The organism is Nocardia noduli (genome assembly GCF_019038455.1).
Lineage (GTDB): Bacteria > Actinomycetota > Actinomycetes > Mycobacteriales > Mycobacteriaceae > Nocardia > Nocardia noduli.
In genome coordinates this window covers 113236-139545 of record NZ_JAFMPL010000004.1, presented here as the reverse complement: position 1 = coordinate 139545, position 26310 = coordinate 113236, and the positions used below count along the sequence as shown (strand labels likewise).

At 69.2% G+C, this 26310-nt stretch carries 22 protein-coding genes; 11 read left to right on the top strand and 11 right to left on the bottom strand.

What is annotated here, in order from left to right; translation table 11 throughout:
* Window positions 1-203: 203 nt before the first annotated feature.
* Together JZ792_RS04765 and JZ792_RS04760 are read left to right on the top strand one after the other, a co-directional pair.
* The gene (locus JZ792_RS04765) at window positions 204-914 is read left to right on the top strand and encodes a sensor domain-containing protein (protein WP_254189285.1); all 711 of its coding nucleotides are present in this window, start codon (window positions 204-206) and stop codon (window positions 912-914) included.
* Between the two features lie 103 nt (window positions 915-1017).
* Window positions 1018-2685, top strand: coding sequence for a DUF4192 domain-containing protein (locus tag JZ792_RS04760; protein ID WP_254189284.1), 1668 nt, complete (start codon window positions 1018-1020; stop codon window positions 2683-2685).
* A 62-nt stretch (window positions 2686-2747) separates the two neighbouring features.
* Here the strand turns inward: JZ792_RS04760 and JZ792_RS04755 are convergent, their stop codons facing one another.
* The gene (locus tag JZ792_RS04755; RefSeq protein ID WP_216907191.1) at window positions 2748-5330 is read right to left on the bottom strand and encodes a cytochrome P450; all 2583 of its coding nucleotides are present in this window, start codon (window positions 5328-5330) and stop codon (window positions 2748-2750) included.
* 97 nt (window positions 5331-5427) lie between these two features.
* Here JZ792_RS04755 and JZ792_RS04750 point away from each other — a divergent pair, with 97 nt between their 5' ends.
* Both JZ792_RS04750 and JZ792_RS04745 read left to right on the top strand, forming a co-directional pair.
* On the top strand, window positions 5428-6750 hold the full coding sequence (locus JZ792_RS04750; RefSeq protein ID WP_308165146.1) for a glycosyltransferase: 1323 nt from the start codon (window positions 5428-5430) through the stop codon (window positions 6748-6750).
* Entirely contained in the window at window positions 6747-7508 is a 762-nt protein-coding gene (locus JZ792_RS04745; protein WP_216907189.1) for an ABC transporter permease, read from the top strand. Before JZ792_RS04750 ends, JZ792_RS04745 begins: the two co-directional genes overlap by 4 nt.
* Before the next feature lies 1 nt (window position 7509).
* On the opposite strand, the gene galE is transcribed toward JZ792_RS04745, so the two are convergent.
* Window positions 7510-8490, bottom strand: a complete 981-nt coding sequence (gene galE / locus JZ792_RS04740; protein WP_216907186.1) for a UDP-glucose 4-epimerase GalE — start codon at window positions 8488-8490, stop codon at window positions 7510-7512.
* 3 nt (window positions 8491-8493) lie between these two features.
* A complete protein-coding gene (locus JZ792_RS04735) occupies window positions 8494-9180 on the bottom strand; it encodes an iron-dependent transcriptional repressor DtxR (protein ID WP_216907184.1) in 687 nt (228 codons plus the stop codon).
* Between the two features lie 230 nt (window positions 9181-9410).
* Here JZ792_RS04735 and JZ792_RS04730 point away from each other — a divergent pair, with 230 nt between their 5' ends.
* From JZ792_RS04730 to JZ792_RS04720, 3 genes are all read left to right on the top strand, one after another.
* Window positions 9411-10700: an acetoin utilization protein AcuC gene (locus JZ792_RS04730; protein ID WP_216907182.1), complete on the top strand. Its 1290-nt coding sequence runs from the start codon at window positions 9411-9413 to the stop codon at window positions 10698-10700.
* A complete protein-coding gene (locus tag JZ792_RS04725; RefSeq protein ID WP_216907180.1) occupies window positions 10693-13380 on the top strand; it encodes a bifunctional acetate--CoA ligase family protein/GNAT family N-acetyltransferase in 2688 nt (895 codons plus the stop codon). The genes JZ792_RS04730 and JZ792_RS04725 overlap by 8 nt, the downstream gene beginning before the upstream one ends.
* 90 nt (window positions 13381-13470) lie before the next feature.
* Complete coding sequence (locus tag JZ792_RS04720) at window positions 13471-13776, top strand: DUF4333 domain-containing protein (RefSeq protein WP_216907178.1); 306 nt, start codon at window positions 13471-13473, stop codon at window positions 13774-13776.
* A 167-nt stretch (window positions 13777-13943) separates the two neighbouring features.
* On the opposite strand, the gene JZ792_RS04715 is transcribed toward JZ792_RS04720, so the two are convergent.
* The 4 genes from JZ792_RS04715 to JZ792_RS04700 all read right to left on the bottom strand — a co-directional run bounded on the left by JZ792_RS04715 (window position 13944) and on the right by JZ792_RS04700 (window position 18515).
* Window positions 13944-14912, bottom strand: a complete 969-nt coding sequence (locus JZ792_RS04715) for a sigma-70 family RNA polymerase sigma factor (protein ID WP_216907176.1) — start codon at window positions 14910-14912, stop codon at window positions 13944-13946.
* 179 nt (window positions 14913-15091) lie between these two features.
* On the bottom strand, window positions 15092-16609 hold the full coding sequence (locus tag JZ792_RS04710; protein WP_216907174.1) for a DUF7782 domain-containing protein: 1518 nt from the start codon (window positions 16607-16609) through the stop codon (window positions 15092-15094).
* A 92-nt stretch (window positions 16610-16701) separates the two neighbouring features.
* Window positions 16702-17442: a VOC family protein gene (locus tag JZ792_RS04705; RefSeq protein ID WP_216907172.1), complete on the bottom strand. Its 741-nt coding sequence runs from the start codon at window positions 17440-17442 to the stop codon at window positions 16702-16704.
* An 89-nt stretch (window positions 17443-17531) separates the two neighbouring features.
* Window positions 17532-18515, bottom strand: coding sequence for a GlxA family transcriptional regulator (locus tag JZ792_RS04700; RefSeq protein ID WP_216907170.1), 984 nt, complete (start codon window positions 18513-18515; stop codon window positions 17532-17534).
* A gap of 99 nt (window positions 18516-18614) precedes the next feature.
* Here JZ792_RS04700 and JZ792_RS04695 point away from each other — a divergent pair, with 99 nt between their 5' ends.
* Window positions 18615-19925, top strand: coding sequence for an MFS transporter (locus JZ792_RS04695; RefSeq protein WP_216907168.1), 1311 nt, complete (start codon window positions 18615-18617; stop codon window positions 19923-19925).
* 6 nt (window positions 19926-19931) lie between these two features.
* Here the strand turns inward: JZ792_RS04695 and JZ792_RS43490 are convergent, their stop codons facing one another.
* Complete coding sequence (locus JZ792_RS43490) at window positions 19932-20225, bottom strand: DUF3099 domain-containing protein (RefSeq protein WP_408637445.1); 294 nt, start codon at window positions 20223-20225, stop codon at window positions 19932-19934.
* Between the two features lie 282 nt (window positions 20226-20507).
* On the opposite strand from JZ792_RS43490, the gene JZ792_RS04685 reads away from it, so the two are divergent.
* Window positions 20508-20744 carry a DUF3039 domain-containing protein gene (locus JZ792_RS04685; RefSeq protein WP_216907164.1) on the top strand — a complete coding sequence of 79 codons (237 nt, stop codon included), beginning with the start codon at window positions 20508-20510 and terminating at the stop codon, window positions 20742-20744.
* Window positions 20745-20763: 19 nt separating this feature from the next.
* Here the strand turns inward: JZ792_RS04685 and JZ792_RS04680 are convergent, their stop codons facing one another.
* A complete protein-coding gene (locus tag JZ792_RS04680; RefSeq protein ID WP_216907162.1) occupies window positions 20764-21978 on the bottom strand; it encodes a YihY/virulence factor BrkB family protein in 1215 nt (404 codons plus the stop codon).
* Window positions 21979-22207: 229 nt separating this feature from the next.
* On the opposite strand from JZ792_RS04680, the gene JZ792_RS04675 reads away from it, so the two are divergent.
* The gene (locus tag JZ792_RS04675; RefSeq protein ID WP_216907331.1) at window positions 22208-23911 is read left to right on the top strand and encodes a DEAD/DEAH box helicase; all 1704 of its coding nucleotides are present in this window, start codon (window positions 22208-22210) and stop codon (window positions 23909-23911) included.
* 10 nt (window positions 23912-23921) lie between these two features.
* On the opposite strand, the gene JZ792_RS04670 is transcribed toward JZ792_RS04675, so the two are convergent.
* Entirely contained in the window at window positions 23922-24518 is a 597-nt protein-coding gene (locus tag JZ792_RS04670) for a TetR/AcrR family transcriptional regulator (RefSeq protein WP_216907160.1), read from the bottom strand.
* Window positions 24519-24622: 104 nt separating this feature from the next.
* Here JZ792_RS04670 and JZ792_RS04665 point away from each other — a divergent pair, with 104 nt between their 5' ends.
* Window positions 24623-25363 (top strand): SDR family NAD(P)-dependent oxidoreductase, encoded by a 741-nt coding sequence (locus JZ792_RS04665; protein ID WP_216907158.1) that lies wholly within the window; start codon window positions 24623-24625, stop codon window positions 25361-25363.
* Window positions 25364-25413: 50 nt separating this feature from the next.
* Here the strand turns inward: JZ792_RS04665 and JZ792_RS04660 are convergent, their stop codons facing one another.
* Window positions 25414-26310 (bottom strand): AraC family transcriptional regulator, encoded by an 897-nt coding sequence (locus tag JZ792_RS04660; RefSeq protein ID WP_308165145.1) that lies wholly within the window; start codon window positions 26308-26310, stop codon window positions 25414-25416.

Here is a 26310-nt window from a genome sequence, read left to right as displayed (position 1 = left end):
CCGCGCGCGGGGGGAACCCTGTCTATTGTCCCCCATGCCGGTGACACGCACCGCGCACGGTGCGACACCGACCCATATGTCCAGGCAACAGCCATCGGGTCGTCAGCATTCCCGCGCTGTGCAATTCGCACCGTGCGAGCCTCGAGGACGGCCGTCGGCGTGGCATCGCGGGCGACCCCGGCGAGTTTGGCACAGTGGGCGCTGTGACCGGGCCGGTTTCGACCAAGGGGGCAGTACTCGCGGTGGTGTCGGCGGTCGCGGTGCTCGCCTCGACGACGACCGGTTGCGGATCGGAAACGCCGGGTCGCCCCGTCGCCGCCCAGCAGAGCACGATCACCGAATACGTGAGCGCGGTCCTCGCGACGCTGCTGCCCGAGCCGTCACAATTTCCCGCCCGCTATCCGGCGGTCGTACTGCCGCAGGAGGCCGCGGCGCAGGCGGTGGGCGATCTGACCGGCGTCCCGCGCGGTGCGACGGTGCTGCCACGGGATTGCGCCCCGCCACCGCAGGATTTCGGGCCCGATCGGACCGCGGTCGCCGTCGGCACCGACAACGACTCCCGCGCCACGCTGACGGTGGAGTTGACCCGCACCACGGTGCCGCTGTCGGTGTTGCGCGAACAACTGGCGCGCTGCGGGCAGATGCGGGTCAGCGCGACCGGCACGACGACCAGCGTTCGCACCGAACTCCAGGATCCGCCCCGGACCGACGCCGAGGACGCCCTCGCCCTGCGCCGCACCGTTCGCCCCGACGCGGGCCGCACGGGGTTGACCGAGTCCATGTACACCCTGGTCGGTCAGGTCGGCGATGTGCGAATCACCGTGACGTACATGACATTCAGCGATGCCGAACCCGATACGGCGGCCGTGCGTGAAGTCTTCGCCACCACCGTCGAGAAGGTGCGCGCGGCGTAACGGTTCGGCCGGTTCATCCACAGCCGAAGAGTTATCCCCAGGTTTTCCGAAAGCCCTGGTCGTCGGTCGGCCCGGCGCGGGTGCGCGGGGCAGGCTCCGACCCATGACCACATCCGATTCTGCCGCCGATCACGCCGCCGGTTCCGTAGCGCCGCCCGGGCTCGCCCCGATGACGTCACCGCGTGCCTGCCGCCGCATCGCTCGGCGGGTGTCCGGCCGACACGGGGCCGCCCACGCCACGACGTCCGAATCCCGGACCGCCGGGATTCCCGACGGTCGGGATCTCGACACGGGTGCGTTCGACGTCGAGCCGCGCGCGGGCGCGTTCGACTCGCGCACGGTGTGCGGCGAGCGCGGGCCGCGATATCGCGGGAGCGATCCGCCGCGCTCGGCGCACGTCGGAGATCCGGGTGAGCTGATCGCGGCGCTACCCGCCCTGGTGGGGTTCGCGCCGCAGCGATCGCTGGTGGTCGCCGTGCTGCGCGCCGGTATGCCCCACGGAGAGCGGTCCGTGATCGAAGCGCTGGCGCGTTTCGATCTCGCTCCGGAGACGAGGCGGCGCGCACGGGTCAGCATGTTCACGGCCTGTATCGCGCAGATCTGCGCGGTCGAGCAGGCACGCGAGGTGCTCGTGATCGTCGTCGACGACCGACTGTCCGGTCCGGCGGTGGCCTCGTCGGCGGGGGACGAGGGCGCGCGATATATCGCGGCGGATCGGGCGACGGCCGAGGACCGTTCGGTCGGTGCCGCGGTGATCGGGGATTCGGCGGTCGGGGACGCACCCGGTCCGCCGGATGCGGACTGTGCGGGTACGGACGGCACAGATATGGCCGCTGCGGGTACCGCGGATGCGGACGCTGCGGATGCGGACGCTGCGGATGCGGAGGGTGCGGAAACGGACGCAGCGGGTACGGATGCTGACGGTGCTGGTGCGGGCGGTGTGGCGACGGCTGGCGCGGCAGGCTGTAGGCGCACATCCATCGATGCCGATGCCGCGGCACTCATCGCGTCGCTCGACAAGCGGCTGGGGCGGCGCGGTATCGAGATCGGCGGTAGCTGGGCGGTCAGGGGGATCGAGGCGGGTGCGCCCTGGTGGAGTCTGTTCGATCGGGAACAGCGGGGTGAGGTTCCCGATCCGACGGCTTCGCCGGTGACGCTCGCCCATGTCCTTGAGGGGCGACCGATCCACCGGTCACGTGCGGAACTGACCGCACTCGTCGAGGCGGACACGGTGCGACAAGGGGAGGTCGCCGTCCTGCTTCCCGCCGCCCTGGCCATGGCGCGGGAACGTTTCACCAGGGCCGTGACGCACGGTGATCTCGACGGCTACCGGCGCAACGCGCTCGAGTTCGTGCTCTGGCAGATCGCCCACGTCGAATCCGGCGCCGTTCCCACCGTTCCCGAAATCGCCGAACTCGTTGCCGCGCTGCGGGATCGAGCGGTACGCGACACGATGTTCGCCCTCGCCGTCGGTGATCACGCGGCGGCGGCGGAAAGTCTGTGGCTCACCCTGGTGCGTGCCCTGTCCGGTTCCGACCGCGCCGAGGTCGCCGCGTTGCTCGGCTACAGCGCCTATATCCGCGGCGACGGGCCGTTCGCCGGGATCGCCCTGGACGCGGCGCTGCTGGCCGACCCGTTCCATCCCATGGCGATCCTGCTGGAAACGTCACTGCGAGCCGGTATGCGTCCCGAAGCGCTGCGCCGACTGGCTCGCAGCGGATACGACACCGCGGCCTGCCTCGGCATCGAACTCGGTCCGGCGGTCCGATGACCGCCACGCGACGCGGTGGCGTCACGTCAGTGGAGCGCCGCCGCTGGAATACCCATGGGTGGTCAGCGTGGACGCAGCGTCACCGGCAGGCCGGACGGCGACAGGACGAAATCGCGGTTGGACGCGCGAACCACGTAGTCCGGATCGGGGGTCGGCCGCCAACGGGCGAGCAGTGCCGCGGAGGCGAGGGCGATCTCGAGCGTGGCGAAATGGTCTCCGAGGCAACGGCGGCGTCCCACACCGAACGAGAGACTGGCCTTCTTGTCGATCTCACCCGCACGTTGCGGCGACCAGCGATCGGGATCGAAGACGTCCGGATGCGCGAAATAGCGTCGATCGTGCTGAACCATGTAGGGGCTGAACATGACCGCAGAGCCGGGGGGAATGGTGAGCCCGTCGATGGTGACCTCGCCGTCGGCGTTACTCGCGCTGATCCACGGTCCCCAGAAGCGCAGCGTCTCCGCCACCACCTGTTTCAGGTACGGCAGGGCGGTCAGGTGCGCGGGGCGCACCGGATCGGATCCGACGACGGCGTCGAGTTCGGCGTAGAGCCGCTCGGCGACGGCGGGACGAAGCATGACCTCGTGCCACAGCCATCCCGCCAGCGACGCCATGGAGCCGACGCCACCGGCCAGCATCAGGATCGCCTCGTCGATGATGTGCTCGTCGGACAGGCGTGCGCCGGTCTCGGGATCGGTGTGCCGGATCAACGCCGAGACCACATCGTTGAAATCCTCGTCGCGACGCCGGTATTCGGCGATGACCTCGCCGATGACACCGCGCAGATGACGTGCCTTCCTGCGCCAGCGCAGATTGGCGATCACCCGGAGTCGGCGCAGCTGCGGCGGCAGCGCCGTGCGCAGGATCACCTGACCGAGCAGCCACGGCACATTGTCGCGGATGGCGCGGCGGGCCTCGGCGCTGAAATCGGCCGTGAACAGCGTCGAGGAGACGGTGTCGAGGATCAGCCCGTGGGCTTCGTCCATCAGATTCACGCGGGTGTCGCCGGGCAGCCCCGCCGACCAGGTCTCGGCGATATCGGCCGCCGCCGCGGTGTACTCGGACAGACGGCTCTGCCGCAGCGCGGGCGCGATCATCCGCCTGCGCAGTTTGTGTTCCGCGCCGCGCAGCACGTTCACCGAACCGCCCGCGACATCCTCGATCGCCTCGCGCAGATCGTCGCGGTTGAATTCCGCGTCGCCGAGCCCGATTTCGCGGACGAGATCGGGGGTGGTGAGCAGATAGCCGGTCTTGCGCCCGAAATAGATACGCACGATGGGACCGAGTTCGGACAGCGAGGTGACGAACGCGGGAGCGTCGCGCAACGCGCGCAGGCTGTGCCCGACCAGCGGCAGCGCACCGGGCGCGGTCGGCACCTCCTCCAGGGTGCGCGGTACGGCCGGCGGATCGGCGGCCGGTGGCGCGGTGGCTTCCCGGTAGACGTCGAGTACCGCGGCGACCTGGCGCGACTGCCGCACCGTGTCTCCGCACCCGTCGAGCGCCGCGCGCATCTTCGTCAGCGCGGCGGGCTCGGCTACCAGCTCGGCGAGCGTTTCCGATATCGAGACCGCCGACGGTCCGTCGGTGAGCCGCCCCGCGCCCTCCGGCACCGATTCGCGCAGGACGGGATCGCAGTGCACGATCGGCAGCCCGACCGCCACCGCCTCGAGCAGCACCATCCCCTGGGTGTCGAAACCGTACGAGGTGAAAAGCAACGCGTCGGCCGTGGCGGCGGCCGCGAGCCATTCGCGCCGGGTGACGCTGCCGTGCAGGGTGATCCGGTCGGCCAGGCCGTTCTCGGCGATCAGAGCGGCGGCGTCGGCACACAGGTCACCGTCACCGTAGATGTCCAACGTGCACCGCGGCACGCGGCGGACGGCCTCCATGGCTTCGAGCAGTCGCTTCTCCCGGGAGAGTCTGCCGCACCAGACCAGGCGCAGCGGGTCGTGCTCGCCGCGTTCGGAATACGCGGCGGCGCTGTTGCTTTCGACGAGTTCGTCATCGACGCCGTTGGACACCACATCCAGTGGCTTCGTGAGTCCGTGTGCGAGCAGTTCCGCCGCGAAATGCCGGGTCGGCGCGATCACCCGATCCGCGGCCTGCGCCTGCCCCACGATGGTCCACCAGGCGTGGCGCGCGGCCCGGCTCTCGGCGCGATGGGGCATGTGGAGGGCGTGCGGCACGAAACGGCCGTGCAGTGTGCGCAGGACGAGTGCCGAGGCGTAGGGCACGGGGGAGGTGTGCTCGATGAAGGAGTCGTCACGGCTCTGCGCGGTGTGCACGAGCGGGATCCGGTGCCGCCGCGCGGCTTTCATCCCTGCGATGGCGACGCCGTAGGTGGTGTGGGTGTGCACCAGATCGACCGGTCCGCGCGCGGCGAATACCGCGTCGATCAGGGCGTTGTCGCGCGCGGTGGGAACCACCATCGCGAAGCCGTTCACCACGATTCCGGCGAACGGGCGCAGTGCCACGATCGCCCGCGCGGCGAGGTCGTCGCGCACCGGGGCGTCCGCACCCGGCATCGGCGCGACGAACAGGGTGACACGGTGACCCGCGCCTTCGAGTCCACGGCACAGCGACGCGACGGCGGTCTGGACTCCGCCGAGCGTGTCCGGGTGGTAGTCCATGAACATCGCTATGTGCACACTGTCGAACTGTACTGACACTCGATGTCCGGTGCGGGCGCATTCTTCGACGGATCGGCGCGCGGACCTCGGCGCGCGGACCGGTTCACGTGCGAGAGTGCCAGGGGACACCGAGGAGAACGACAGCACCGAAAGAGGCGCCGTGCGAATTTCGATACCCCTCACCGGAACCAGGGGGGACGTGCAACCGATCGTCGCGCTCGGCCTCGAGCTGCGCAGACGGGGGCACGACGTCCTCGTCGGGGCTCCGCCCAACCTGGTCGACTTCGTCGCGGCGACCGGTCTGACCGCGCGGGCCTGCGGACCCGACATCCAGCAGCTCTACAGCTCGGACGAGGGTCAGCGGGCCTTGGCGGCGGGCAACACCCTGCGGCTGATGCGGATGGTCGGGCATCAGATGGCGGGATACGCCGAACAGATGAACCGCGAGGTCATCGACGTCTGCGCGAGCGCCGATCTCCTCGTCGCCACCACCGTCACCGAGGACAGAGCGAGTTCGGTCGCCGAGGCGCTGCGGATTCCGCTGGTGAGCCTGCACTACTTCCCGTGTCGCGACAACGCGGCCTACCCGTTCCCGGGTGCGCTGCCGCCGCGATGGAATCCGCCCGCCCCGGTCAACCGGGCCACCTGGCTGATCGCCGAGAACCTGCGTCGCGTCGTGTTCATGCGCTACCTCAATGCCCTGCGCGACACCCTCGGGTTGCCGAAATCGCGGGCGAGCACGGCCGCGGTACTGGCCCGCGCCGGTGTGCCGGAAGTGCAGATCTACGATCCGGCACTGGTGCCGGGCCTACCCGAACAGTGGGATGCGCGTAGACCGTTCACCGGATTCATGACCCTCGACCGAGCCGCGCGCGAAGCGGTCGGCGAGCTGGCGGGAGATCACGAGGCCATCCTGTCCTGGATCGGTGACGGCCCGGCGCCGGTGTTCTTCGGCTTCGGCAGCATGCCGATCCGCGACACCGCGGCGGTACTGGCCATGGTGCGCGAAGTGTCGGCGCGGCTCGGGGTGCGCGCGCTGGTGAGTGCGGGCTGGAGCGATCTGGACCCGGCCGATACGCGGTGGGGACCGGATCTGGCGGTGGTCGGCCCCTTCGCGCACGACGCGGTGTTCCCCCGGTGCGCCGCGGCGGTCCATCACGGCGGGATCGGGACGCTGTTCGAGAGTCTGCGGGCCGGATTGCCGACGCTGGTGTGCTCGGTGTCGTTCGAACAGCCGATGTGGGGCGGACAGGTCGAACGTCTCGGTGTCGGCGCGCATCTGCCGTTCACACACCTGAACACGGCCGCGCTCACCGAGGCGGTGGCCGCGCTGCTGACACCCGAACGTCGCGCCGCGGCCGCGGCATTCGCACCGACCCTGATCACCGAAGGCGCGTGTGCCCACACCGCCGATATCATCGAGGCGCGAGTCGGGTGAGCGCCCATATCGTCGCCGATTCGCTGGTCATGCTGCGTCGCTGCGCCAGGCATACCCTGCGCAGTCGCGACACCCTGATCATCTCCCTGCTCATGCCGGTCCTGGTCATGCTGCTGTTCACCTACGTCTTCGGCGGCGCGATCGACGTGGGCGGACCGTATCTCGACTACGTGGTGCCGGGAATCATGCTGCTGTGTACCGGTTTCGGCTCCTCGATCACCGCCACCGCGGTATCCACCGATATGACGCGGGGCAGTATCGACCGGTTCCGGACATTGCCGATGTACCGCCAGGCGGTGCTGGCCGGACATGTGGCAGAGGGAGTGCTGCGCAATCTGGCAGCCATCGCCATCGCGGTGGGCGTCGCGGTGGCTCTCGGCTATCGACCGCGGGCGAACCTGTGGGAATGGTCGGCGGCCATCGCGGTGATCACGCTGTTCGTGACGGCGATCTCCTGGATCGCCGTCGCGCTCGGGCTGGTGGCCAAGAATCCGGAAGCGGCGGGCGGACTGACCTACGCGATCATGTTCATCCCGTACATCAGCAGCGCGTTCGTCCAGACCACCACCATGCCGGGCTGGTTACGCGGCTTCGCCGACTACCAGCCCGCCACCCCCGTCATCGATACGGTGCGCAGCCTGCTCGGCGCCTCGGGATCGGGGGGTGTGGCCGCGCTCGCGGTCGCGTGGTGCCTGGCTCTCGGGCTACTCGGATTCGGCGGTGCGAGCGTCGTGTTCGGCAGACTCTCGCACCGCTGAGTCATCGGGCGCTGTGCGCGCGGGAACCGAGGGACCGCAGGAAGCTCCACGCGTCGGCGACGATCTCGTCCAGATCGTTGTGGACGGGCTTCCAGCCCAGTTCGGCGACTGCCCGCGCGCTCGACGCGATCAGCACCGCGGGATCGCCGGGGCGGCGAGGCGCGTCCTGGGCGGCGATGGGCAGGCCGGTGACCCGCTCGCAGGCCGAGATGACCTGCCGCACCGAGAACCCGGTACCGCTGCCGAGGTTGTAGACGCGATGGACGCCGGGCTCGGCGGCACCGAGCGCCAGCAGATGCGCCTGCGCCAGATCGCGGATGTGGATGTAGTCACGGACCGCGGTGCCGTCCTCGGTCGGCCAGTCGGTGCCGAAGACCGAGATGGCTTTTCGGTGACCGAGCGCGACCTGGAGCACCAGCGGGATGAGATGGGTTTCCACGACGCGGTTCTCACCGAGACCGCCATAGGCGCCCGCGACGTTGAAGTAGCGCAGGCTGGTCGCGGCCAGGCCGTGCGCGAGCGCGTAGGAGGTGATGGCGTGGTCGATCGCGAGTTTCGACGCGCCGTAGGGGTTGGTCGGACGCGGCGCCGCGTCCTCGGTGATCGGCACCTGTTCCGGTTCGCCGTAGACGGCCGCGGTGGAGGAGAACACGAGCCGGGGTGTGCCCGCGTGCCGAATCGCCTCCAGGAGTTCGAACGTTTTCACGACGTTGCCGTGCCAGTACTTCTCCGGCTGCTGCACCGATTCGCCGACCAGCGACTGCGCCGCGAAATGTAGGACGCCGTCGAAGGTCTCGGCCCGAAGTAGTGCGGGCGCGGCGTCGGCGATATCGCCCTCGACGAAACGCGCGCCCGAGGGAACGCCCTCGGCGTTACCCGTGCTGAGATCGTCGACGACGACGACCTCGTGACCGTCCTCGAGCAGTACCTGCGCGCAGACACCGCCGACGTATCCGGCACCACCCGTGACCAGAAGTTTCACGTCTCAGACCAGCTTCACCTGGATGGCATGCGCCATTTCTTCGGACAATTCGAAATCGTTGTGACCCGGCACGGTGATGATCACCGAACCCGGCTTGTTCTCGACCGTGACGCGCGCGTCGGGCACCACACCCGCCTCACGCAGTCGCCCGATGACCTCGGGATCGGTCTGGATGTGTTCGGCGAGCCTGCGCACGACCACCGCGTGGACCCGGCCCTGCGGCAGTTCCGACAGTCGCATCAGACCCTCGCTCGCCGCCGACGGGGCGGCGATCCCGAGTTCGTCCAGGCCGGGGATCGGGTTGCCGTAGGGGGACGTGGTGGGGTGGTTGAGCACCTCGACGAGACGGCGTTCGACATCCTCGCTCATCACGTGTTCCCAGCGGCAGGCCTCGGCGTGCACGTTCTGCCAATCGAGCCCGATGATGTCGACGAGCAACCGTTCGGCCAGGCGATGCTTGCGCATCACCGCGACCGCCATACTTCTGCCCTTGTCCGTGAGCTCCAAGTGACGATCGCCCGCGACCAGCAGAAGTCCGTCGCGCTCCATTCGCGCGACCGTCTGGCTCACTGTCGGACCGCTCTGTTCGAGGCGTTCGGCGATGCGGGCGCGCAGAGGCACCACGCCCTCCTCCTCGAGGTCGTAGATGGTACGGAGGTACATCTCCGTAGTGTCGACCAGATCCTTCACCTGTTACCCCTTCGTTGGCACGAATTCTACCTACGCACCACAGCACTTCCGTTCGGCGCGATCGTCAGGCGTCGGCGCGGTCGCCACGCTCGTCGACGACGTCCGCGCTGACGCACCCGCCGTGGGAATTCCGTCGGGGCACAGCAGGCCGGGCGTGTACGTTATAGCTCTATTTCTACTGCATAGGAACGTTCTACGGGGCCGCCAGCTTCCCGCGTACCGTTGCGATCATGGCCACTACACCTCGCGGCGAACATGAGACGCCGCTCCGGGCCGCGCCGACGCCGCGCCCGGAAACATCCGGCCGAGGAAAAGTCGTCTGGACGGACCGTTTCCTGGAGTATGCATGGACCCCGCAGCACCCGATGAAACCGGCGCGGTTGAAGTTCACCATGGCGCTCGCCGAAAGTCTCGGTTTGCTGGAAGGAATCGAGCGGCTGAGCCCGGAACCCGCGGGTGTGAGCGATCTGTTACGTGTGCACACGGCCGAATACGTCGAGGCGGTCCGGCATGCCGTCCAGCCGCCCGGTCAACCGCAGGCGCCGCCGTTCGGACTCGGGTCGGCCGATAATCCGGTCTTCCCGCAGATGCACGCGGCGGCCTCGGTGATCGTCGGTGGGACGCTGGCCGCGGCGCGCGAGATCGCCGAGGGCCGCACCCGGCGCGCGATCAGCATCGGCGGCGGTATGCATCACGCGATGCCGAATTCGGCGGCCGGGTTCTGCGTCTACAACGACGCCGCGGTGGCGATCTCCTGGCTGCTCGATCACGGTTTCGACCGCATCGCCTACCTCGACGTCGACGTCCACCACGGTGACGGGGTGCAGCGGGTGTTCTACAGCGATCCCAGGGTGCTCACCGTGTCCATCCACCAGCATCCGGCCACGCTGTGGCCGAATACCGGCTGGCCGGAGGAAACCGGGATGGGCGCGGCCGAGGGCACCGCGATCAATCTGGCGGTGCTGCCCGGTACCCGGGATGCGCAGTGGTTGCGTGGATTCCACGCCGTGGTTCCCGGTGCGCTCGAGGCCTTCCGGCCGCAGATCGTGGTGAGCCAGTGCGGGGTCGACACCCACCGCGAGGATCCGCTCGCCGATCTCGAACTGACCGTCGACGGTCAGCGCGCGGCATTCCTGGCCATGCGCGCGCTGGCGGATCGCCACGCCGAGGGTCGCTGGCTCGCGGTCGGCGGTGGCGGATACGGCCTGTACCGGGTGGTCCCGCGGGCCTGGACGCACCTGCTCGCCGCCGCGCTCGACCGCGATATCGCTCCCGAGACCCCGGTGCCGCAGGAGTGGATCGAGATGATCCGCGCCGAGGCGCCGATGCTGGAACCGCCGCGCACGATGGGTGACGGCGGTGATATCGCCTATCGCCGGTGGGACGGTCCCGGCGGAACCGGCGAGACCGGTGACGCACACTACGACCGTGCCCAACGCGCCGTCGACACGGCCGTTCTCGCCACGCGCAGAGCGAGCTTCGGACTGCTCGGCCTGGACCCGGAGGATCCCCGTGACTGATTCACTGCCCGTTCCGGATTCGCCGGACACCCCGGCGGTGCCGCCACCGCCGCCGGTGCACTGGTTCGCCGACGTGCTCGCCTCCGACGGCAGGGTGGTCCGGCTGCGCCCCATCACCGCCGAGGACGCACAGCGGCTCCAGCAATTCCACGCGGCACTGTCCGACCGCACCAGATACCTGCGCTACTTCGGTCCGTATCCGCGCATTTCGGTCAAGGATCTGTACCGGACCACCCACGTCGACTATCACGACCGGGTCGGACTCGTCGTCGAACTCGGCGAGCAGATCATCGCGGTCGGCCGCTACGAACTGCTCGATCGGCCCGGTCGGCGTGCCGCCGAGGTCGCTTTCGTGGTCGCCGACGAACATCAGGGCCGTGGTCTCGGCTCGATCCTGCTCGAGCATCTGGCCGGTTCGGCGGCCGAGAACAAGATCGAGACCTTCGTCGCCGAGGTGCTCGCGGAGAACATCACCATGGTGACGGTGTTCCGGGAGGCCGGCTACCAGGTGGAACGCAGCCGCGACGGTTCGGTGCTGCATCTGGAATTCGCGATCGACCCCACCGAAGCCCTTGTTTCCGTGCGCGATGCGCGTGAGCGTGCCTCCGAGGCGCGCAGTGTGGGCAATCTGCTCGCGCCGGGCTCGGTCGCGGTGATCGGGGCCACCCCGACGCCGGGCCGGGTCGGCGGGGTGGTGCTGGCCAATCTGCTGTCGGGTGTATTCCAGGGGCCGGTGTATCCGGTGAACCCGAACCGGCGTTCGGTGCGCGGGGTGCGGGCCTATCCGACGGTGCGCGATATTCCCGACGAGGTGGATCTCGCCCTGGTCGCGGTGCCCGCCGCCGCCATCGGTTCGGTACTCGACGACTGTATGGCCAAGGGGGTGAAAGGTCTGGTCGTGCTGACAGCGGGTTTCGCCGAGACCGGTCCCGAAGGGCTGGCCGCCGAACGTGATCTCGTCGCGGCCGCGCGAGGACACGGTATGCGGGTGGTGGGTCCGAGCGCGCTCGGCATCGCCAACACCGATCCCGAGGTGTCGTTGAACGCGACGCTGGCCACCATCCTGCCCGCGCGCGGGCGCATCGGATTCTTCTGCCAGTCCGGCCCGCTCGGCGCGGCCATCCTCGGCGAGGCCGCGGCGCGCAATCTGGGACTGTCGACCTTCGTCTCGGCCGGTAACCGCGCCGACGTCTCCGGTAACGACCTGCTCCAGTACTGGGACACCGCGCCCGATACCGACGTCATCCTGCTCTACCTGGAGAGTTTCGGTAATCCACGAAAGTTCTCGCGGATCGCGCGCCGGGTCGCCCGCACCAAACCGATCGTGGCGGTGAGCAGTGGCCGGCTGGCCGCGCGCGCTCAGCCGACCGGTGACATGGATCGCTCGATCGTGCGAGATCTGTTCGCGCAGGCCGGAATCGTGCAGGTCGATTCGATCTCCGAACTCTTCGACTGCGCGGCACTGCTTGGCTACCAGCCACTTCCCGCGGGCGGCAGACTCGCGGTGATCAGCAACAGCACGGCGCTGAGCTGGCTGGCGGTCGACGCGGCGCGCGGCGAGGGACTCGCGGTCGGCGACCCGGTGAACCTGGGCCCGCAGGCGACGCCCGGCGCGTTCCTCGACGCTCTGGTGGCCGCCCTCCGCAGTGACGAGACCGATTCCGTCATCGTGGTTTTCGCGCCACCGGTGCCACTGCCGATGGCCGGTTTCGCCGACGCGATCCGCGCCGCGATCGCGGCGGTTCCCGACGCGGGCAAACCCGTGCTCACCACGTTCGTTGCCGAGCAGGGGATTCCGAATCTGCTGGCCGAGCGCGGCCCCGGCGGCACCGCGGTGCGTGGCTCCATCCCGTCGTATCCGGATCCCGAACGTGCCGCGCGGGCACTGGCCAGGGTGCGCCGATACGCCGAATGGCGCACCAAACCGGTATCGGCGGTGGTGCAGCCCGCGGGGATGGACACCGAAGCCGCCCGCGTCCTGGTGAACGAGTGGATGGGGGAGGCGGGCGAGCGCTGGCTGACCGATCTGGAGACCGTGCGGTTGCTCGACTGCTACGGCATCGACGTCGTCACCTTCCGCGAGGTCCGCACCGCGGAGGAGGCGGTCGAGGCCGCCGAGGCACTCGGTTACCCGGTCGCGGCCAAGGCCACCGGCGAAATCTGGCGGCGTCGCCCCGATCTCAGCGGGGTCCGATTGGATCTGTGGCGACCGGAGGCGGTGCGCCAGGCCTACCGCGATCTGGTCGAGATCTGCGGCGATCCGGTACTGCACATCCAGCAGATGGCGCCGACCGGAGTCGGTTGCATCCTGCGGGTCCAGGACGATCCGTCGTTCGGCTCGGTGATCGAATTCGGGCTGTCCGGGCTGATCATCGAACTGCTCGGGGACCGCGCCTATCGGGCGCTGCCGCTCACCGAGGACGAATCGGTCGCGCTCATCGACGCCCCGCGCGCGGCCGCCCTGCTTTCGGGCACACCCGCGAGCCCCCGGGTGGACAAGGCGGCGTTGGTCGAACTCGCCCAGCGCATTTCCGCGCTGTTCGATGATCTGCCCGAATTGCGCGAACTGTCGTGCGAACCGGTATTGGCGTCACCGACTTCGGCCGCGATCCTGTACGCGCGTGTTCGTATAGGCCCCGAGCCCAGCCGATTCGACGTCGGGCCACGCCGACTCGCGTGACACGCCGAGAGTTTGCGCGATTCGTTAACACCCCATGACGCTTTTCCGATCTTGGGGGACCATCGATGTCCCCCACGAAAGGCGTCCCCCATGAAGAAGTTCGGCCTGATCGCGTTGCCCCTGCTCGCCTGCGCACTCGCGGCGTGTTCGGTCTCCATAGGTTCCGACCCGAAGATCGAGGAAACCGCGCTGGAGAAATCGGTCAAGCAGACCCTGACCGAGAAGGTCGGCCAGGAGCCGGACTCGATCGACTGCCCGGGAGATCTGGAGGGCACCGTCGGCACCACCATGCGCTGCACCCTGTCCGCGGGCGGCGAGCAGATCGGCCTGACGGTCACGGTCACGACCGTGGAGGATGACACGGTCAACTACAACGTCGAGGTCGATCAGAGCTGATCCGCCCCGGCGAAACCCCGCGTCGATCGCGGGGCGCATCGCTGGAGAACAGAGTTCGCCGACCGGTTCGCGCGGGCCCGGAGGGGACGGGACGCGCGTGGGCCGGTCGGCGCTCGACGGTGCCCCGACGGACCACCGAGTCGAAAGGGGACCGAATCCCCGGGGGATCAGCTGGCGTAGGCCCGCAGGCGGTCGGCCCGCTCACCCTTGCGCAGTTTGGACATGACCTCGCGCTCGATCTGGCGAACCCGTTCGCGCGAGAGCCCGAACAGTTTGCCGATCTGGTCCAGGGTGCGCGGCTGGCCGTCGTCCAAGCCGAAGCGCAGCCGGATGACCTGCTGTTCGCGCTCGTCCAGGGTGGCGAGCACGCTGCGCACGTCGTGGTGCAGCAGCCCCGCGATGACCGCGGATTCGGCCGAGGTGGCCTCGGAATCCTCGATGAAATCGCCGAGCGGCGCCTCTTCGTCGTTGCCGACGGGCATGTCCAGGCTCACCGGGTCGCGGCTGTGGTCGAGCAGATCGGAGATCTTGCCGACCGGAATACCGGATTCGTTGGCCAATTCGTCGTCGGTGGCCTCGCGACCGAGTTGCTGGTGCAACTCGCGCTTGATTCTGGCGAGTTTGTTCACCTGCTCCACGAGATGGACGGGAAGCCGGATGGTGCGGCTCTGATCGGCCATGCCGCGGGTGATGGCCTGACGGATCCACCAGGTGGCGTAGGTCGAGAACTTGAAGCCCTTGGCGTAGTCGAACTTCTCCATCGCGCGGATCAGTCCGAGGTTGCCCTCCTGGATGAGGTCGAGCAGCGGCATACCGCGACCGGTGTACCGCTTGGCGAGGGAGACGACGAGGCGCAGGTTGGCTTCGAGCAGATGCGAGCGAGCGGCCTGGCCCTCACGGACGACGACGGCCAGATCGCGCTTGCGGGTAGCCGACAGCCGTTTGCCGGTTTCCAGCAGGTTCTGCGCGTAGAGGCCCGCCTCGATGCGCTTGGCCAGCTCGACCTCGTCGGCGGCCGTGAGCAGCGCTGTGCGACCTATACCATTGAGGTATACGCGGACAAGGTCGGCGGCGGGGCTCTGGGCGTCGAGGTCCGAATCGCTGGGTCGCACACGAGTGGTGGCGGGGCTTGTCATGACTTGCCTCCTGTCGGTGGTGTCTCACTCCGAATAACGGACCCGACGTAGAGAAAGTTCCCGCTCGAGCCTGTGATAAACCGCTCTGAACTGCGGGTTTCACGGTCATCGTCTGAGAAGTTCCTGAGAACACCACCGCTCGGAACACCCCGTGTTCCCGGGCTCGTCCGTGCTCGCGGTTACACCGGGCGGATCAGACCGTGCCGGACCAGTCCCGCGACCACCGACAGCGCATCGGCGGCGAACTCGGCGCTCACCCCGTCGGATCCGTGGGCGAGTGCCAGTAATTCGATCAATTCGTCCAACGGCAGACCGTCCGGTCGCATTCCCGCGACCAGTGAGACGGTCGACTCGTCCACCTCGTGCTGCCAGCGCGGGCCGTCCCCGCGGTGCAGCCGTGCCACCCGCTGGTTCCACCCCTGGTCACCGGGGAGGTAGACCCGTTCCAGTGCGGTGGCCGAATCGACCGTGAAACGCGCTGACCAGGCCAGATCATTGTCCGCGGCGACCGAACGCAGCCACGCCGAGCGTTCGAAATACGCGGCGGCCTCCGGGCCGAGCGGGTCGTCGAAGCCGTGCGTGAGGTCCTCGGCGAGCACTTCGGTGGGTCCGTCGACCGCGCGCAGATACACGAATCCGAAGCCGATTCCCTCGACCCGCGCCGTCGCGAACGCGTCGAGCCACTGGTCGGCGCGCGCCTGGGCCGCCGGATCGCGTGGATCGAGTCCGGCGTCGCGCAGCCAGGTGCCGACGTAGAGCCCCGGATCGGCGACGTCGCGCTGCACGATCCAGGCGTCGACGCCGTGGTCGGGCAACCACGCCGACACCCGCTGCCGCCAGTCCTGATCGTCGGTGTGCACCCACGCGGCCAGCATCGCGGCCGTGCCGCCGGGGGCGAGCAGATCCGCGGCCCGCGAGATCACCAGTTCGCTCGCGCCGTCCATGGCGAGCCCGGAATCGCGATAGGTGTGCTCGATCCGCGCGGGTCCGACCACGAACGGCGGATTGGCCACCACCTGATCGAAACGCCGCCCCTCGACCGGCTCGAACCACGAACCCTCCAGCAGGTCGATATCGAGGTCGTTGAGCGCGGCGGTCGCCTCGGCCAGCCACAGTGCCCGCGGATTCACATCGGTCGCGGTGACCGAACGCGCGTAGGACGCGGCGTGGACCGCCTGCACGCCGCAGCCGGTGCCCAGGTCGAGTACCGAGCCGACGGGCCGGGTCGGGGTGGCGCGCAGCAGCGAGAGCGAGGCGTGCCCGACACCGAGCACGTGATCCTCGGTCAGGGTCCGCCTGCGCATCGAATCGTCGAGATCGGACAGGATCCACCGATTGCCCGCGCCGATATCCAACGGACGCAGGTCCAGCGCGGCGCGCAACCGATCGCCGTCGCGCGCCAGCAGTCCGGCCGCGACGGCACGGTCGAGATCGAGCGGCGCGAGCGCGGCCGCGACCTCGCGTTCGCCGAGATCGTCGCCGAGCAGCAGCAATCTGATCAGCGTGCCGAGTTCACCCGCGGTGCGAGCGACCCGCCGCACCGGAACCGGTTCCTGTCGCCCGAGCGCCGCGTGCACGTCCGGCCCGAGCGCCTCGAGCAGGGTGTCGGCGTCGTAGCCGACGCGAGTGAGCGCGCTGCGCAGATCCGGGCACAGTGCGGTGAGCAGGGATCCGGTGGTGGTTCGGTGCGAAGACACACCGGTACTCTGCCATCGCGACCGATCCGGGACGCTCACCTGTCCGCCGTGTCACAGCGACGCGGCAGCGGCGTGGCGTGGACCGGCCGGGCTCAGACGCCGTTCGGGTCGCGGGCGGTCGCGCAGTACAGCGCGTCGGCGGGATCGGCGAGCACGATCCAGTGCGAGTGGCGCTCCACGATCGTCGCGCCGAGGGATTCGTGCCAGGTCGCGGTGGCCTCGATATCCGAGCACGACAGATCGATGTGCGCGGTGGTGGGGCGATCCTCACGCAGTCGTTGCAGCAGGATCTGCACGGGCAGTTTCTCTTTCGCGCGCAGCCGGGCGAACTCCGGTAGCCGACCGGTTCGGTACTCCCAGGTGGTCAGTGATTGCCAGAACAGTGTCTCGCGGTCGTAGTCGGTGGGGCCGATGTCCAGGCAGACCTGGTCGACGCGGCTGAGGGCGCCGTCCGGGGCGCGGTAGGCGGGCGCGGGCTCGCCGACGGCGCGACCACTCGGTGTGAGACAGAAGATCTGGCCCGACGGCGAGCGCAGCACCGCGTAGTCGGGGTGGTTGGCGACGAGGTCGGCGCCGAGATCGAGGGCGACGCGCACCGTGGCGGCGATATCGTCGACATCGAAGTCCAGATGCACGCCCCCGAGGCCGGTCACCGACTGCATCTTGACCGAGGCGGCGGCGAAGAGCGCGGGATCGGGCAGCAGCGTGAGGAATTCGTTGTCGGCGCCGCGCCGCTCGGAGGTTTCGGTCCCGGTGACGGTCGACCAGAATTTCGCGCACTCGTCGAAACGTTGTGCGGGACGGTCGAGGAACGCCCAAACCCACCGAATCATCATGTCTCCCGAATGCTGTCGAACCGGCCTCGATCCTCGGACACAGTAGGTGTCGTGGCCCCGGCCTGTCGAGCGAATACCGGTCCTCGTCAACCGGCCCGGAACGTCTTGCGGTAGGCCAGCGGTGGGACGCCGAGTTCACCGCGCATGTGATGGCGCAACGACGCCGCTGTCCCCATACCCGAGGCGTGCGCCACCGCGTCCACCGACAGATCCGTGGTCTCGAGCAGACGCTTCGCGTGCCGAAGCCGTTGCCGCAGCAGCCACGCGCCGGGAGCCAGTCCCGTCTCGGCCTTGAACCGGCGGGTGAAGGTGCGCACGCTCATCCGCGCGTGCGCGGCCATGGTGTTCAGGTCGAGTTCCCGATCGAGATGGCGCAGCGCCCACGCGCGGGTGGGCGCCGTGCCGTCGGAACCGGGGTCGGGGACCTGACGTTCGATGAACTGCGACTGACCGCCTTCGCGCCACGGCGGCACCACGCAGTAACGCGCGGCCCTGTTGGCGATCTCGCTGCCGTGGTCGGCCCTGATGATGTGCAGGCAGACATCTATTCCGGCCGCGAGACCCGCCGCGGTGCAGATGTTCCCGTCTTCGACGAACAGCAGGTTCTCGTCGAGGTGGACCGCGGGGAACATCGCGCGGAAGGTGTCGGCGAAGGCCCAGTGCGTCGTCGCGCGTCTGCCGTCGAGCAGTCCGGCCGCGCCGAGGACGAACGCGCCGGTGCAGATGGACATGATCCTGGCGTCCGGCCGAATGGTGGCCAGGGCGGCGCCCAGTTCCGGCGAGACGATGCCCTCGACCCGCGGACCCGGCGCCCTGGTGCCGGGCACGATCACCGTATCGGCGGTCGCCAGCAGTTCCGGCCCGTGGTCGGTCACGATCGTGTACCCGGCGGTGGAGCGGATCCCGGCGGGATCGAGCCCGCAGACATCCACCCGGTAGCGCGGTGTGCCGTCCTCGCTCAGTGCCGCGCCGAGCACCATCGACGGAATGGTCATGTCGAAGCCGACCACCGGCTCGAGCGCGAGGACGGCGACGCGGTGCACCGCCGGTGGGTCCGTCGTCGCTGTCATCGCGTCCTCCGGAATCGTCGGCGAGGTATGGCTAGATCTTGACGCATTGTGGCATTCAGGCCACTCGTCCGCGCGCCCGGGATCGGGCACGCTCAGCGGGTGACCGAACTGCACACCCCGCCCGAGACGCCGGAGACGGTGTCCGACACGGTGACTCACCCCGCGCGCGGCCGCTGGCATCCCGCGTGGTCGGTGGCCGCCGTCGGCTTCGTCGCGCTCCTCGGCGCCGCCGCTTTCCGTTCCGTGCCCGGCGTCCTGATGGATCCGCTGCACGAGGAATTCGGCTGGTCGCACGGCACCATCGGCGCGGCTGTCTCACTCAACCTGCTGCTGTACGGACTGATCTCGCCGTTCGCCGCGGCGCTGATGGATCGGTTCGGCATCCGCCGGGTCGTGGCCTGCGCGCTGCTGCTCGTCGCGACCGGCAGCGGGCTCACCGTCTTCATGACCCAGGCGTGGCAACTGGTGCTCACCTGGGGATTGCTGGTCGGCGTCGGCGTCGGGTCGATGTCGATGCCGTTCGTCGCGACCATCACCGGACGCTGGTTCGTGCGTCAGCGCGGGCTCGTCACCGGCGTGCTGACCGCCGCCGGTGCGACCGGGCAGCTGATCTTCCTGCCCCTGGTCTCGGCGCTCGCGCACGATCACGGCTGGCGGCTGCCCTCGCTCATCGTGGCCGGTGCGGCACTCGCCGTGGTGCCGCTGGTGCTGCTGTTCATCCGCGACTACCCCAGCGACGTCGGTGTTCTCGCCTACGGCGCGCAACCTGGGAGTTCGGTCGGGGTGCGGACCGCGCCGCTCGGCGGGGCGGGACGGGCCGTCACGGTGTTGGCGCGGGTGGCGCGCACCCCCGGATTCTGGCTGCTCGCCGGAGGTTTCGCGGTCTGCGGCGCGTCGACCAACGGCCTGGTCGGCACCCATTTCGTGAGTGCGGCCCACGATCACGGCATGCCGTCGACCACCGCGGCGGGACTGCTCGCGGTCGTCGGCGTCTTCGACGTCGCGGGCACCATCTTCTCCGGCTGGCTGACCGACCGGGTCGATCCGCGCTATCTGCTGCTGGCCTACTACACGCTGCGCGGCCTGTCGCTGCTGATCCTGCCGTCGCTGTTCGCGCCGGGAACCGAGCCGAGTATGTGGGTGTTCATCATCTTCTACGGCCTGGACTGGATCGCGACCGTGCCACCGACGGTCGTGCTCTGCCGGGAACTGTTCGGCGACGACGGTCCGGTCGCCTTCGGCTGGGTTTTCGCCTCGCACCAGATCGGTTCGGCGGTCGCGGCCACCGGGGCGGGGGTGATTCGCGATGTGCAGGGCAGTTACGACCTGGCCTGGTACATGGCGGGCGCACTGTGCGGCGTGGCCGCGCTGATGTCGATCCTGGTCCGCAGACCGCGCGCGGTCGCGTGAACCGGTTCAGCCGTCGATCGTCTTGTGCCTGCGTGCTTCGAGGGCGATCTGCTCGCGACGCCCGTCCCAGCGGCTCGGTTCGTCCTTGCGCCGCGGCGGGCGATCGTTGGCGATGAGCACCGCGATCCACGGCAGCGGAATCGAGACGCCGATGATCAGCAGCGAGATCAGCGCGTTGCTCCACATGCTGTAGGCGACCGCGGCCAGCACCAGGCACGGAATACGGAACGCCATGATGATGGTGTAGCGGCGCACCCGCGCGCGGTGCTGATCCTCGAGCGACGGCGCGGCCTCGGTGATGAGAACGGGTTGGTCGTCGTCGTTGCCGGGGAAGTAGCCCCGTGATCGCGTGGGGCGATCGGGCCGGTCGACCTCGGGGCCGTCACCACCGGGACGATCACCACCGGGACGATCACCACTGCCGGTGTCGTCGGCGTCGGAGGTGTCGCCGGGTTGCTGCATACCGTCGAGTCTTCCACGGTGGCGTGTTCGCCGCACGTGCCCTGGTCAGCGGGGGATCGAGGCCGCGCGGGCGACGATGCGGGTGAGCGTCGGCGCGGCGGATGCGGCATCATGGGAATCGTGAGTACCGAAACTCTGGTTCGCCCCGAAACGACGACCGACGAGTCGACGGGCGACGACACCCCGAAATTCTTCCACTACGTGAAGAAGAACAAGATCGCCGAGAGTGCCGTCATGGGAACCCATGTGGTGGCCCTGTGCGGCGAGGTGTTCCCGGTGACGCGTTCGGCCAAGCCCGGTTCGCCGGTGTGCCCGGAATGCAAGAAGGTCTACGACGGGCTGAAGAAGGGCGAATGACCGCCCGCTGACCCGCGATCTACGTCGAGCTGCGCAGCGGTGACGAGGTCGCGGGCGGTTCCGTGTCCGCGGACTTGTCGAATCTCACCGGTTCGCGCGGAGTGGTTCCGTTCTCCCGCGTGGTGCGGGCACTCGGCATCGCCGGATCCTCCGATCCGGCGTCGTCGTCACAGTCGTCTTCCTCGCCGTCGCCGCGTACCTGGTTGGACAGCCATTCCTTCATCTGTTCGAGGCGTGTCGCGCGCGCGGGCCAGAACTCCTGGACGGCGGCGTTGAATTCCGCCCCGAGGATGACCGCGAAGGCCAAGAAGTACGTGAACAGCAGGAACGCGATCGGTGTCGCCAGCGCCCCGTAGCTGACGCCGGTCGCGGTGACCCACGACAGATAGCGGCGCAATCCCTCGCTGGCCGCCATGAAGAACACTCCGGCCACCAGCGCCCCGCCGAAGAGCCGATGCCACGGCAGCGTGCGGTGCAACGCGAGTTTGTACAGGGTGGTGAGTCCGATGATGAGCAGCAGGCCGACGCCCGGATAGTAGAAGTTGTCGACCAGCCGCAGCCCCGGCTCGCGCCAGGAATTGGGCAGGATCCAGCCGATGATGGCGGGGCCGAGCGCGACGAGCGGCAGGATGAAAACCGCCGCGACCAGGAACAATACGTACAGCAGCAACGCGAAGATGCGTTGCCAGACCGGATGTCGGGCGTCCTGTTGATCGTGTGCTTCCACGATGGCGTCGACGAAGGTCGCCATGGCCGAGGATCCGGCCCACAGCGAGAGCACGAAACCGACGGAGACGACGGCGCCGCGCCCCCGGCCGAGTACATCGCCGACGGTGGGTTCGATGAGATCGGAGACCACCGAGGGGCTGAACAGGTCCCGGCTGAAGGTGATGATCTTGGACTGGACGATCTCCACGGTATCCGGCCCGAACCAGCCCCCGACGTAACCGAGGCTGCCGAGCACGCCGAGCAGCAGCGGCGCCAGCGACAGCGTCTGCCAGAACGCCGCCGCCGCCGATTTGGCGAAGATCGAGTCGTCCCATGCCTTGACCGCGACCCGCGACGTCAGCCGCCAGACCTGCCTTCGCGCCCGCCGCCCCCAGCGCCGCACGGCGTCCGACCGTCGCGGAGGCGCGCCGCCGCCACCGCCGTGGATCGGCTCATCGCCACCGCCGTGGATCGGCTCGTCGCCGCCGCGCGGTGTGGCATCGGATAGGGGGCTTTCCTCGCTCATCGTGACTACAGCATCTCGCAAGTGTGCTCACGGCACCGGATTGTCGGGTTGTCGTGTCGGTAGGCGGCACGTGAACAGGGCGTTGCCTCCCGTGCGACTGTGATGCCGATCGCGCCGGACGCGTCGGTTTGGCGACACACCGGCGGCGGCAAGTAGGGTCGTCTGCGTGACTGGGTCGGGTGCCGCTGCGGCAGGAGATGGGGCGACACCGGGTCATTCGGGATCGTCGGTGGCCGGCGGCGGCGCGCTGCGCGCCTGGCAGCGGCGCGCGCTGACGAAATATCTCGCGACCAAACCCCGCGATTTCCTCGCGGTGGCGACACCGGGGGCCGGTAAGACGACCTTCGCGCTGCGCGTGGCCGCCGAACTGCTCGCCGACCGCACCGTCGACCAGATCACCGTGGTCGCGCCGACCGAACACCTCAAACACCAGTGGGCCGAGGCCGCGGCCCGCAGCGGGATCGCGCTCGACTCTCGGTTCTCCAATGCCACCGGCGGTACCTCCGGTGACTATCACGGTGTCGTGGTCACCTACGCCCAGGTCGCCTCGCATCCCACCCGGCACCGGGTTCGCACCGAGAATCGCAGGACGCTGGTCGTACTCGACGAGATCCATCACGCGGGCGACGCGAAGACCTGGGGCGACGCGACGGCCGAGGCGTTCGGCGACGCCACGCGGCGGCTCGCGCTGACCGGAACACCCTTCCGCAGCGACGACAGCCAGATCCCCTTCGTCACCTACGAGCCGGGCGAGGGCGGTCTGCCGCAGTCGCGCGCCGATCACACCTACGGTTACGCCGAAGCCCTCGCCGACGGCGTCGTGCGACCCGTCGTCTTCCTCGCCTACTCCGGTGAGGCGCATTGGCGCGACAGTGCGGGCGAGGAGCACACCGCGCGTCTGGGCGAACCGCTCAACGCCGAGCAGACCGCCCGCGCCTGGCGGACCGCGCTGGATCCGGCGGGCGATTGGATCTCCGCGGTGCTGCGCGCCGCCGACACCCGACTCGCGCAGTTGCGCGCGTCCGGGATGCCGGACGCGGGCGGTCTGGTCATCGCCACCGATCAGGAACGCGCCCGCGACTACGCCGAACTGCTGGAACACATCTCGGGGCAGCGGCCCGCCGTTGTCCTCTCCGACGATCCGGATTCCTCCGGTCGGATCGCCGAGTTCGGCAAGAGCACCCAGCCGTGGATGGTCGCGGTGCGCATGGTGTCCGAAGGTGTCGACGTGCCGCGTCTGGCCGTCGGCGTCTACGCGACCAGCGCCTCGACCCCGCTGTATTTCGCCCAGGCCATCGGACGTTTCGTGCGTGCCCGCAGGCCGGGGGAGACCGCGAGCGTCTTCCTGCCGTCGGTGCCGGTGCTGTTGGATCTGGCCGCGCAGCTGGAATTGCAGCGCGACCACATCATCGGCAAACCGCACCGGGAGAAGGACGGACTCGACGACGAGCTGCTGACCGACGCGAACAAGCAGAAGGACGAGCCGGGCGAGGAGGAGAAATCCTTCGTCGCGCTCGCCGCCGACGCCGAACTGGACCAGGTCATCTACGACGGATCGTCCTTCGGCACCGCGACCTTCTCCGGCAGCGACGAGGAAGCCGACTACCTCGGCATCCCCGGTCTGCTCGACGCCGACCAGATGCGCGCGCTGCTGCGTGAACGCCAGACCAAACAGGTCGCCGAGCGGAGCGAGGCGCGGGTGCCGGAACCGGCCGGTCAGGTCGCCACCGCGTCGGAACGGGTCGCGACCGCGGGCAAACTCGGCGAATTGCGCCGGGAATTGAACAGTCTCGTCGCCATGCACCATCACCGCACCGGCAAACCGCACGGTGTCATCCACGGTGAGTTGCGCCGCGAATGCGGCGGCCCACCCACCGCGCTGGCCAGCGCCGATCAGCTCGGCGAACGGATCGCCGCGCTGCGCCGAAGATAGCGTCGCCGCCTCAGCCCGAGGGCCACGCCCGCATCGCGGTATCGACGGACGCGGTCAGCTCGGTGAGCGTCGCCCCGTCGCGGGCCTGGATCGACAGTCCGTACAGCACGGTCGCGTAGAAGAACGCGAGCGCGGCCGTGTCGGTATCCGAGGGCAGGTCGCCCTCGACGACGCCGCGGTCGAGTCGACGGCGGATGTCGTCGGTGGTCTCGCGTCGGCATTCGACGAGGAAATCACGAACGGTGGTGCTGCGCGTCGTGTAGGTGGATCCGGCGAGCACCACCATGCAGCCGTGCGGTGTGTTCTCCTCGGTGTAGGCCAGCGCGTTGTCGCGCAGCATCGCCTCGATGCCCGCGCGCGCGTTCGGTTCCTCGCGCAGGGCGCGTTCGGTGTGGCCGCCCTCGGTCTGTCCGTACAGTTCGACCGCCGCGCGGAACAGTGCCTCCTTGTCGCCGAACGCGGCGTACAGGCTCGGTGAGTTGATCCCCATGGCGGCCGTGAGGTCGCTCATGGACGTGCCCTCGTAGCCGTGTTCCCAGAACACCTCCATGGCACGACGCAGTGCGACGGACCGGTCGAAGGCCCGTGGGCGCCCGCGTCCCGCCATCGCACTCCCTTTCTGTGTCGATCGTTAAATATAACGCTTGACGCCCGCTCGTCCATCGGCTTAGGTATTTATGTACTGATCGACACAGAATTAAGGGAGTGACGATGCCGGAGCTCGAAGGCAAGGTGGCGCTGGTGACCGGCGGCAGTCGGGGGATCGGCGCCGCCATCGCGACGCGGTTGGCGACCGCGGGAGCCGATGTCGCGGTGACCTACCGCGAGGCCGAGGCGCGCGCGGCCGGCGTGATCGCCGAGATCGAGGCGCTCGGCCGTCGCGCCGTCGCGCTGCGCGCCGACAGCGCCGACGCGAGCGAGGTCACCGGCGCGGTGGACAGGACCGCCCGGGAATTGGGCGGCCTCGACATCCTGGTCAACAACGCTGGCATCTTCCCGGCGAAACCGTTCGAGGAGTTCACCGTCGACGAGATCGACTACGCCCTCGACGTGCACGCGCGTGCGGCGTTCCTCGCGGCCCAGGCGGCGGTGGCCCATATGACCGGCGGGGGCCGCATCGTCAATATCGGGACGAATCTGTCCGAGCACGCGCCCTTCGGCGGGCTCACCCTCTACAACCTGAGCAAATCCGCGCTCAACGGTTTCACCAAAGCCCTTGCGCGCGAACTGGGTCCGCGCGACATCACGGTCAACCTCGTGCAGCCCGGCTCCACCGACACCGAGATGAATCCCGCCGATGGCGACCACGCCCGCGACCAGGAGCGGTTGACCGCGCTCGGTTGCTTCGGCCGGGCGGACGATGTCGCGGCGGCCGTCGCCTTCCTGGCCGGTGAATCCGGTCGAAGTATCACCGGCGCGTTCCTCACCGTCGACGGCGGCACCAACGCGTGAACGCTCGGCCGCGGTGGCTGTCGATCGGTCACCGCGAGGTCAGGCGGGCGTCAGCCCGTGAAGTATCTGCCGGGTGAGACGCCGACGGTGCGCCGGAACGCCGCGACGTAGGCGCTCGGGGTGGCGTAACCGACGCGGGCGGCGATCCGGGCGATCGGCATTCCCTCGGCGAGATGGGGCAGGGACGCCGCGAGGCGGATCTGGGTGCGCCAGTCGCCGAATCCGATTCCCGTCTCCGCCCGGAACAAACGGGCCAGCGTCCGGGTGCTGGTCGCGGTGGCGGCGGCGAATTCGGCGAGGGTGCGCGGGTCGGCGGGATCGCGCAGCAGCGCCGCGGCCACCTGCCGGGCGCGGGGGTCCGAGGGGGGATGCGCGCCGATCGGGATCACCTCGACCGGCTCCAGCAGATCGAAGACGACCGCCTCCGCCCGTGCCGTGGCCGGAGTGGACGCGCTCGGTCGCGGTGGCGCGTACGACGAGTGCGCGGCGGCATCGTGTACCGGGTCCGGGCGCTCGTCCATGCTCGGGGCAGAGGGATTCGCTTCGCTCGCAGCGGTGTGCGCCGATGTCGGCATCGCGGGCATGCCGTTGGTCAGATGGTCGAAGAGTTCGTGCAGCAGGCGGGTGACCCGCAGCATCGTCGGCGCGGAGAACGCGATCGGGGTGCGTTCGGGATCGAGGAAGATGCCGCGCATATCGGCCCCGTCGGCGCTGCCCGTGCGATGCGCGAGGCCGCCCGGAATCCACAGTGCCCTGGTCGGCGGAAGCACCCAGTGACCGTGCGCGGTCTCCACGGCGATGACTCCCCGTGCGGCCCAGGCGATCTGGTGTTGCGGATGACGGTGGGTGTCGAACCGGTGTCCGGCGGGCAGCGTGCCCGCGCCGAAGATCATCGCGGTGGGTCCCCGCAGGGGCGACAGCGTCGGGATGTGGCCGTTCTGCGACAC